At 45.8% G+C, this 8,336-nt stretch carries 8 protein-coding genes and 1 pseudogene; 5 read left to right on the top strand and 4 right to left on the bottom strand.

The annotated features are described in order from the left end of the window. The first annotated feature begins 70 nt into the window (after positions 1-70). On the top strand, positions 71-277 hold the full coding sequence (locus FEF09_RS31035; protein ID WP_186774545.1) for a hypothetical protein: 207 nt from the start codon (positions 71-73) through the stop codon (positions 275-277). Next, positions 274-525: a hypothetical protein gene (locus tag FEF09_RS31030; RefSeq protein ID WP_186774544.1), complete on the top strand. Its 252-nt coding sequence runs from the start codon at positions 274-276 to the stop codon at positions 523-525. The genes FEF09_RS31035 and FEF09_RS31030 overlap by 4 nt, the downstream gene beginning before the upstream one ends. On the opposite strand, the pseudogene FEF09_RS26305 reads toward FEF09_RS31030, so the two are convergent. Together FEF09_RS26305 and FEF09_RS26300 are read right to left on the bottom strand one after the other, a co-directional pair. After that, positions 507-1,647 (bottom strand): annotated as a pseudogene (locus tag FEF09_RS26305) (DUF763 domain-containing protein). The gene FEF09_RS31030 and the pseudogene FEF09_RS26305 overlap by 19 nt on opposite strands. Before the next feature lie 75 nt (positions 1,648-1,722). Then, the gene (locus FEF09_RS26300; protein ID WP_186774543.1) at positions 1,723-2,391 is read right to left on the bottom strand and encodes an MgtC/SapB family protein; all 669 of its coding nucleotides are present in this window, start codon (positions 2,389-2,391) and stop codon (positions 1,723-1,725) included. 120 nt (positions 2,392-2,511) lie between these two features. Here FEF09_RS26300 and FEF09_RS26295 point away from each other — a divergent pair, with 120 nt between their 5' ends. The 3 genes from FEF09_RS26295 (at position 2,512) to FEF09_RS26285 (ending at position 5,307) form a co-directional block, all read left to right on the top strand. Next, positions 2,512-2,763 (top strand): hypothetical protein, encoded by a 252-nt coding sequence (locus FEF09_RS26295; RefSeq protein ID WP_146307867.1) that lies wholly within the window; start codon positions 2,512-2,514, stop codon positions 2,761-2,763. 102 nt (positions 2,764-2,865) lie between these two features. Beyond that, entirely contained in the window at positions 2,866-3,126 is a 261-nt protein-coding gene (locus tag FEF09_RS26290) for a hypothetical protein (RefSeq protein ID WP_146307866.1), read from the top strand. Positions 3,127-3,513: 387 nt separating this feature from the next. Next, positions 3,514-5,307 carry an ABC transporter ATP-binding protein gene (locus tag FEF09_RS26285; protein WP_146307865.1) on the top strand — a complete coding sequence of 598 codons (1,794 nt, stop codon included), beginning with the start codon at positions 3,514-3,516 and terminating at the stop codon, positions 5,305-5,307. Between the two features lie 79 nt (positions 5,308-5,386). Here the strand turns inward: FEF09_RS26285 and FEF09_RS26280 are convergent, their stop codons facing one another. Continuing rightward, positions 5,387-5,863, bottom strand: a complete 477-nt coding sequence (locus tag FEF09_RS26280) for an acyl-CoA thioesterase (protein WP_012791700.1) — start codon at positions 5,861-5,863, stop codon at positions 5,387-5,389. Positions 5,864-5,889: 26 nt separating this feature from the next. Continuing rightward, a complete protein-coding gene (locus tag FEF09_RS26275) occupies positions 5,890-8,334 on the bottom strand; it encodes an outer membrane beta-barrel family protein (protein WP_222597164.1) in 2,445 nt (814 codons plus the stop codon). Positions 8,335-8,336: the final 2 nt, after the last annotated feature.

The following is an 8,336-nucleotide window of genomic DNA, read 5'->3' as shown; positions in this document are numbered from 1 at the left end:
TTAGTAAAAAGATCTTCCCGGATGGTCTGAAAGATCAGTCAAAGACGATCTGGGATGTAATCATTTTCTGTTGAATGGTTTGATCTTTATCCTGATCGGATTACAATATCCTTATGTATTAAAACACATAGATAAGACACAGGTGTTCCCTTATCTGGGTTATGCATTCCTGATCACTATTGTTGCATTGGTATTACGTATGGCGAGGGTATTTCTGCAGAAGATCAATCTGCAAAGAGCATTCTTGTCGTCCAAACACCGCAGGAGACACAGATGACAAGAGATACTTTACTTGACTATCCTACCAGCGTGATCATCAGCTGGTCCGGTATGCGGGGTATTGTATCACTGGCTATCGCGATCGGTCTTCCCGAAACGCTTGAAAACGGCGCTCCATTTCCATTGCGGAATGAGATCATTTTTATCAGTAGCAGTTGTATTATTTACCCTGATAGGCAGGGGCTTACCTTGCCTTTGATTGTAAAAATGATGAGTAAATACAAGCGTCAGAACAAACTGAGCTGATCGCCTCCTTTTTTCTTTGGCGGTTGTGCTTTGCCCATTACGGTACGGCCGCCATATTGCCATGAATGATCTCTTTCTTCCTGAATCAGTTCTTCCAGCCGGGCGTTGGGTATGAAATCCTTTTCGACCTGCTGTGAGAGCATCGATAATTTGCGGATCGCGTCCTGTTTATCGGACTGACCGATCTTTGCCTTATTGACCGCATCTTTCAACACGCTGATCGTTTCATCATATACATTCACCGGAACAGGAAAAGGGTGACCATCCTTTCCGCCGTGTGCAAAAGAAAAACGCGCAGGATCGGTAAAACGGGATGGCGTACCATGGATCACTTCACTGACAAGCGTCAACGATTGCAGTGTACGCGGACCAACCCCTTCCAGCAACAATAATGATTCAAAGTCGTGCAGCTGGCGTTCATGTGCGACTGCCAGTACACTGCCCAGACGCTTGAGATCCACATCTTTTGAACGTACGTCATGATGCGCGGGCATAATCAGATTTCTGATCTCAGGCAACAGGTGGGCTGGTTTTTCCTTCACCAGTTCAAGCATACCAGCTTTGGTAGAACCAGCTTCCTTATCAGTCAGGTTAAGGATGAGCCCCTGATTTTTGCCATAGATGAAAGTATGTGGAGATTCTGTGTATTCTTTGAAAGCGGCGGAATGCCAGTGGTAACGGCGGGCCATACTACTGGCATCGTTCATTCCCTGTTGTACGATAGCCCAATCGCCTTCATCGGAGACGATGAAAGAGTGGAGATACAACTGAAATCCATCCTGTATGGCCGTATTATCCACTTTGGCCGCCAGTTTACTACTACGTACCAATTCCTGTCCGGGTAGTCCGGTAAGTTCTGCAATAGCCAATAATTCTGCGGGTGTCTGCCGGGAATGTTTTCCCTTTCCTCCACAGATATAGATACCCAGTTCCTGTGCTCTGGGGTTCAATGCTTTTTTTAACGCCCATTACACTGGTGGTAATGCCGGACGAATGCCAGTCCATTCCCAATACGCAACCCAATGCCTGAAACCAGCAGGGATCACTCAGCCGGCGGATAACTTCACCTTTTCCGTAATCAGCAACGATGGTTTCTACTATAGCGCCTCCCAACAGGCTCATTCGCTGTGCCAGCCATGGTGGTACGTGCCCGTAATGTAATGGAAGATCGGCGTGCGACATATCTGTATATTCCTTCTAAAGTGGGTTTGCCTGAACGGCAAAATGATGAATATTTTTATCTGAAAGCAGGAATTCGGTGATGGCAGCCATTCCATGTGGTTTGCCGCTCACTTCGTATTTATGCTCAATCAGTGCGTCCTTTTTTGTTTGCAGCAATAATTTGTATTGAAGATGATGCTGGTGGAACAGGGCCGTTATTGCCTCCGGAGTGTATCTGTCTTCCGGATAGCTGATCGTGTAGGTGCGCTTTTCCCTCCATTTTCCAATCTTTCCCTCCAGCGCCTTTAATCCCAACAGCAGTAGCAGGACCATTGCGAGAGAAAATGCAGCCAGCACATAGTGGCTCATACCGATAGCAATCCCCAAAGCGGACGCGATCCAGATAGTAGCGGCGGTCGTGATACCATCTATCGTAAAATCACCCTTGAAGATAACCCCGGCGCCAATAAAACCAACCCCGGTCAGTATATTGGAAGCTACACGGTCGGGACTTTCGGGATACCCCAATTCTACAGAAAGGATGGTAAAAAGCGTGCTGCCGAGACAGATGAGGGTCAGGGTACGCATACCCGCGGCCTTGTGACGGTATTCCCGTTCCAATCCGAGCAGTCCGCCGATGACGATCGCGACAATTACTTTTAATAATTGGTGTTGCTCGATATTCTGAAAAATAGCATGTTCCATATTCATGTCCTGTCACAAATGTAAGCCTTGGCATAATTCTTTATGCATTTAGCAGAAATCATACTCTTTATTTAGTTATTATTTAGTTATTGTTTAACCTGGATAAATATTTAGTTAATCATGAGAACGCAAAACAAAGACCTCGGTAATAATGCTATAACCCTTCGTCTGGCTTTATGTAAGATCGGTATTACAACGTGTCTCGCTATTATACTGAGCATCTTCCTGTTTTCCTGTGGCAGTTCAAGGGAAAGTGGTAATACGACAGATACTTCCTCCGTTATACAGTCTGACACAAATAGTACTATCGATACAATGAACAGAGCAACGGACACATCTTCCGTAAGGCCTGATTCTATGCCGATTAAGTAACATTGTGTGCGTTAGCCGTTTACTTTTGTCCACTATTTGTGGAAAAATATACAGGGACATATATATAGTAGCTTTTATTTGTTAACTGACAAAAATTAGTTTATGAAAAGCACTCATTCAAGTAAATATAAATACTTGTTATATACACTGCTAATCGCAGGAGGCACATGTTTTATAGCATGCGGTGGCGGTTCCGGTAGTCATAGTGATTCTACCTCTGTAGGCACCTCTGAACAGCCGGCTACTGTAACACCTGATACGGCTCCGGCAGCAGAAGTACCACCGGGTGCAATTAATCCCGGAGAAGATTCTTCCCGTTATGGAACCGGTGTAGCAGATTCCAGCAAGAACAGACAAAAGTGATTGATTACGAATGGTATTGCAGATACCTATAGTTACCTTCTGGTGACAGCTTAGTAAAGGCTTTTGTTGGAGATGGTCAAAAACAAGCCACGTAAACGAATTTAACGACGCAGATTGGCTATTTAAGTCGTTGTTTTTCAGAAATATCAGCTGTGTTTGTAATCGGATTGATGTCTTGTAGCAAGCTCAGTTCTACGTCAAACAGACGTACATTCGTAATTGACTATCGTCTTTTAGAAAGGAGGTCCTTAGTGGCCTCCTTTATTTATTATAGTAAGGATAAAATATTTACCTTGCCTGCCCGTCATAACCTATACGACTCAGAGCGAAATTTAGCGACAATTCCGGATTGTTGATTCCTCCTTATTGATAATTCTTATCTAACTGATGCAAGACGATAGTACACAACAGCAGCAAAAGCCTCTCCGTGCAGCAGCGTTAAAACGCACGTTCAGACTCTATAAATATGTTAAACCATACTGGCCGGCCTTCGGTCTTGGCCTGCTTTTTCTTTTCGTATCCAGCGCCGCAAACCTTGCTTTTCCCAAACTGCTGGGGGAACTGGTTGATGCCGCCGGTGGACATCGTGTGACGACTGATCCACACCGCATTAATCAGATCGGTCTTTTACTGGCAGGCATCCTGATTGCGCAGGGAATTTTCGGCTATCTCCGTATTATGTTATTTGTCAATGTAACAGAACGTTCTCTGGCGTCCTTACGGCAGCATATTTATAATCACATGATCAAGTTGCCGATGCGATTTTTCCTCAACAGGCGTGTCGGGGAATTAGGCAGCAGAATCTCTTCGGATATTTCGCTGTTACAGGAGACGTTTACCACTACGGTAGCGGAGTTTATCCGTCAGCTGATTATTATTATTGGCGGACTGGTACTCCTGCTCCATACCTCTGTGCAGCTGACCATCCTGATGTTGATCACTTTGCCGGTTATTATGGTGATTGCTTTCTTCTTCGGACGTTTCGTGAGACGTTATTCCAAGCTGGCGCAAAGTCAGGTAGCGGAAGCAAATACAATTGTTGAAGAAACGCTTCAGGGAGTATTGAATGTCAAGGCTTTTGCCAATGAATTCTTTGAGATGAAGCGTTACCATAAGAAGATTCAGGAAGTGGCAGCTACCGGTATGAAGACCGGGAAGTTCCGTGGTGCTTTTGCTGCCAGTATGATCGTGGGTGTCTTTGGTGCCATGATCGGGGTGATCTGGCGGGGCGCTTTATTGATTGCCGAAGGCAAAATGGATCCGGGTATGCTGCTGTCATTTGTTTTATATTCCAGTTTTATTGGCGGATCAGTCGCCGGTCTGGCAGAGGTTTACGCCAGCATTCAGAAGAGCATTGGCGCCACTGAGCATCTGCTGGAGATACTGGATGAACCGGCAGAACCAGTGGAGGAAGTGACAAAGGTTGCTCCGCAGGATCAACTGACAGGGCAGATTTCATTTGAAGATATATCGTTCCATTATCCGACGAGAGAGGATCAGGAGGTACTGCAGCATGTTTCTTTTGAAATAGCTCCGGACCAACAGGTGGCTTTGGTGGGGCCCAGCGGGGCAGGCAAGAGTACAATTGTATCCTTACTGTTACGCTTATATGATCCACAACAGGGCATGGTGCGTTTTAACGGAAAAGACGCCGGTAGTTTTCCTTTGTCGGCGCTGCGTAGTCAGATGGCCATTGTACCACAGGATGTATTTCTTTTTGGGGGAACCATCCGCGATAACATTGCCTATGGTAAGCCGGGAGCTACTACAGAAGAGATAACGGCAGCCGCGGAGAAGGCAAATGCATGGGAGTTTATAGCCCGTTTTCCTGATGGACTGGATACGATAGTCGGAGAAAGAGGAATTCAGTTGTCTGGCGGACAGCGCCAACGTATCGCCATAGCGCGGGCTGTACTAAAGAACCCGCGGATACTGATTCTTGATGAAGCTACTTCCGCATTGGATTCCGAATCAGAAAGACTGGTGCAGGATGCACTGGAAAAGCTGATGGAAGGCCGTACCTCTATTGTCATTGCACACCGGCTGAGTACAGTGCGTCAGGCAGATAAGATCATCGTACTGGATAAGGGCCAACTGGTAGAAGAGGGCACGCATGAAGAACTGGTAATGATGGATGGGGGATTATACAGGAACCTGAGTGAGATGCAGTTTTCACATTAAAGACTATACGCAAGGAGCTACTATAAATAAAAAAGAGGAACCGGACAGTTCCTCTTTTTTATTTATAGTAATTGAAAACTTACATGTACGGTTTCATCTCTTCCTCGATGTTCTGTCTCAGGTGCATCAGCTTTTTCGCGTAATTCTCCATTTCTATCGCTGCTGGTGTCTCAGGGACCCATTTTGGAACAGGGACTGTTTTACCGGCATCATCTACAGCTGCAAATACCATTACACAGTGGGTAGTTTTAATACGTTCCTTACGACGGGGATTTCCTGCCTGTACATTAATAGAGATGTGCATACTGGAATTACCGGTATAAATCACGGTTGCGGTAATTTCCACCATATCGCCGATTGAGATTGGCTTGAAGAAACGGATACCACCCACGTATACTGTCACACAATATTGTCCGCTCCAATTGGCCGCACAGGCGTACCCTGCCTGGTCAATCCATTTCATTACGGCGCCTCCATGTACTTTTCCGCCAAAGTTGACGTCTGATGGCTCAGCCAGAAAGCGGAGCGTAACGGTATTGCTGATAGTATCGATCATAAGTATTCGGTTTTGAGCAGGTAAAATTAAAATTCTTCTTTATTGTTTTCCTGCTGATCTTCTTTTTTACCGTTTTTGCGCTGTTTCGTATCCATTTTACCGAATCTGTAAGACACGTTCAGACGGAGTTCACGGGTCGCACGCTTACGATATCTTTCCTGTTCGGAGAAAGCGGTATTGGTAAATGACAGGTTACGGTCTGTATTGAAGATGTCATTCAGTGCCAGTGACACTACCAGGTTCTTTTTCTTCAGGAATTCTCTACGTAAAGCTACGTCTGCTGAGTACTGTGCCGCTCTTTCTCCTTGTGGCAGGATCTGTTTGGATTCGTAGTTACCAGTTAACTGCAGGGTAGTGTTCCATGGCAGTTTGGTATTACTGTTCACTTTACCAAACCAGATAAAGCCCTGATTAGTAAGGTTGCTTTGCAGGTTACCGGCATTGATCTTTTGCTGCGCGAGGTTCAGGTTGGTGGTAATATCCCAGCCTTTTAAGATCTGATTACGTACTGTGAATTCGGCGCCATAAGCATTACGCGTATTGGCATTCACCGGATAGGACAGTACCACTTTCTGGTCCTGACCGTTGATATTCAGGGTGGTATCTGTATAGAAATCGGTGATAGCTTTTTCAGTATTTCTGAAGTAAAGCGATACTAATACGTTATGTTTTCGATTGAAATCTTTAAGATAACTTAATTCGAATGAGTTGGTAAACTCAGGGCGGAGGGCCGGGTTACCACGGTTGGCACTTTGTGCAGTATATTCCAGGTTAGGCAGCAGGTCGCGGAACCATGGGCGACGTACACGACGGCTATAGTTCAGCTGCAGTTCATGATCTCCCTTGAATTTCTGGGAGAGGAACAGGCTTGGGAAGAAACTGATCGGATAATCAATTTTATAGCTGCTCTTGCTCAATACTCTTGTTTCTCCATCATAGAAGGACTGTTCTGCACGCAGACCGCCCTGATAGCCAAAATTGCCGATCGTACCAGAATAACTGGCGTAAGCGGCGTTGATGGTTTCAGAATAACGGTAGTCATTGGAGAGTGAAGAGTCCAGTACATCACGACCGGTAGAGAAGTCCCTGCCCATAGTGGTCAGTTCGTTATTGAACTTACGGGTGGTGGTGCGCAGACCCGCCTCCAGTTTGGAATTCTCTGTCAGAGGATTCACGTAATCGATCTGACCCGTAATATATGTTGTATTACCAGCACCACGGCCATAACGTGCCTGTGGGATATTCGGAGAGTCGATCGGCTCGTGGCCCAGATTGTAATATTGTAAAGAATAGTCGGAATTATCTTTTGACGTCGCGTAGTTATAGTTAAAGTCGGCGGTCAGTTCGTGGCCTTGTTTGGCGAAGGTGTGCTTATAACCGATCTGGGTGCTGTAGTTACGGAAGTTGTGATTGGAATTATCGATACCGGTGCCATAGCGTACCTGATTTCTGTTAGCATCGAGGTCATATAATGTCAGGCCACTATTATCTTTAAAATCACCTGCCATGATACCCTGAGCGATGGTAAATGTATTGCGGTTATCCATAAACCAGTCAAAACCAACGCGGCCGAACTGGAAACGACGACCGTTTTCACCTTCATTATATTGATCAAGGAAAGTAGTCGTATCTGCACCAATGTTTTTGCGGAACAGGTGGGAGCGGGCATTCCCCTGACGGCTTCTCAGGTTGTAGCTGAGGGAAAGGTTGAATTTCTCTCTGCGGATATTGAGGTCTGCACCTGCGTTACCACCACCGATAGAGGAAAGACCGCCGGTCACCTGACCGTTGATACCTGCTTTGCGGTTCTTTTTCAATACGATATTCAGGATACCACTTACCCCTTCAGCATCATATTTGGCGGATGGGTTGGTAACCACTTCTACGGAAGCAATCGCATCGGCTGGGATCTGGTCGAGGGTCAGGGTAGTGGGGCGACCATCTACGAAGATGGTAGGAGAGCCATTACGGACACTGACGTTGCCATCGATATCTACGTTTACGGAAGGAACCTGCTTCAGTACATCTGTAGCAGTACCCCCTACACTGGAAATATTTTTATCCACATTAAAGACGCGTTTGTCGATAGCCATCTGGAAAGCAGGTTTCTCGCTAACGATCTCTACACCGGCCAAAGATCTTACATTGGCACTCAGTTTAATATTACCAATATCTATACTATTATTTTTAGCCGTAACTGAAATTGTTTTATAAACGGTTTCGTACCCGATAAAATTTACCTTCATGATATATTTACCTAAAGGAATTTCAGGAAAGTTGAAATCACCGTTTGGTTTGGACAACATACCGGTAGCAACGCTGGAATCTGCTGCGCGGAGCAGGGCAACGGAGGCATATTCAACGGGAGCGTTGGTAGTTGCATCGACGAGTTTTCCGTATAGAGAGCCGTTTTCCGCCGGTTTTTGACCCGGTTGTTGCGCGTGGACGATCGAGAGGAATGTGAGCATCATTC

The organism is Chitinophaga pinensis (assembly GCF_007896845.1).
Lineage (GTDB): Bacteria > Bacteroidota > Bacteroidia > Chitinophagales > Chitinophagaceae > Chitinophaga > Chitinophaga pinensis_C.
Note: the sequence above shows the minus strand (reverse complement) of the source record. Positions and strands in the feature narration are given on the sequence as shown.

What these genes read in the sequence shown, in the direction of transcription:
- FEF09_RS31030 (WP_186774544.1), top strand. Translation starts at nt 274, where the DNA reads ATGACAAGAGATACTTTACTTGACTATCCTACCAGCGTGATCATCAGC.
- FEF09_RS26300 (WP_186774543.1), bottom strand. Translation starts at nt 2,391, where the DNA reads ATGGAACATGCTATTTTTCAGAATATCGAGCAACACCAATTATTAAAA.
- FEF09_RS26295 (WP_146307867.1), top strand. Translation starts at nt 2,512, where the DNA reads ATGAGAACGCAAAACAAAGACCTCGGTAATAATGCTATAACCCTTCGT.
- FEF09_RS26290 (WP_146307866.1), top strand. Translation starts at nt 2,866, where the DNA reads ATGAAAAGCACTCATTCAAGTAAATATAAATACTTGTTATATACACTG.
- FEF09_RS26285 (WP_146307865.1), top strand. Translation starts at nt 3,514, where the DNA reads ATGCAAGACGATAGTACACAACAGCAGCAAAAGCCTCTCCGTGCAGCA.
- FEF09_RS26280 (WP_012791700.1), bottom strand. Translation starts at nt 5,863, where the DNA reads ATGATCGATACTATCAGCAATACCGTTACGCTCCGCTTTCTGGCTGAG.
- FEF09_RS26275 (WP_222597164.1), bottom strand. Translation starts at nt 8,334, where the DNA reads ATGATGCTCACATTCCTCTCGATCGTCCACGCGCAACAACCGGGTCAA.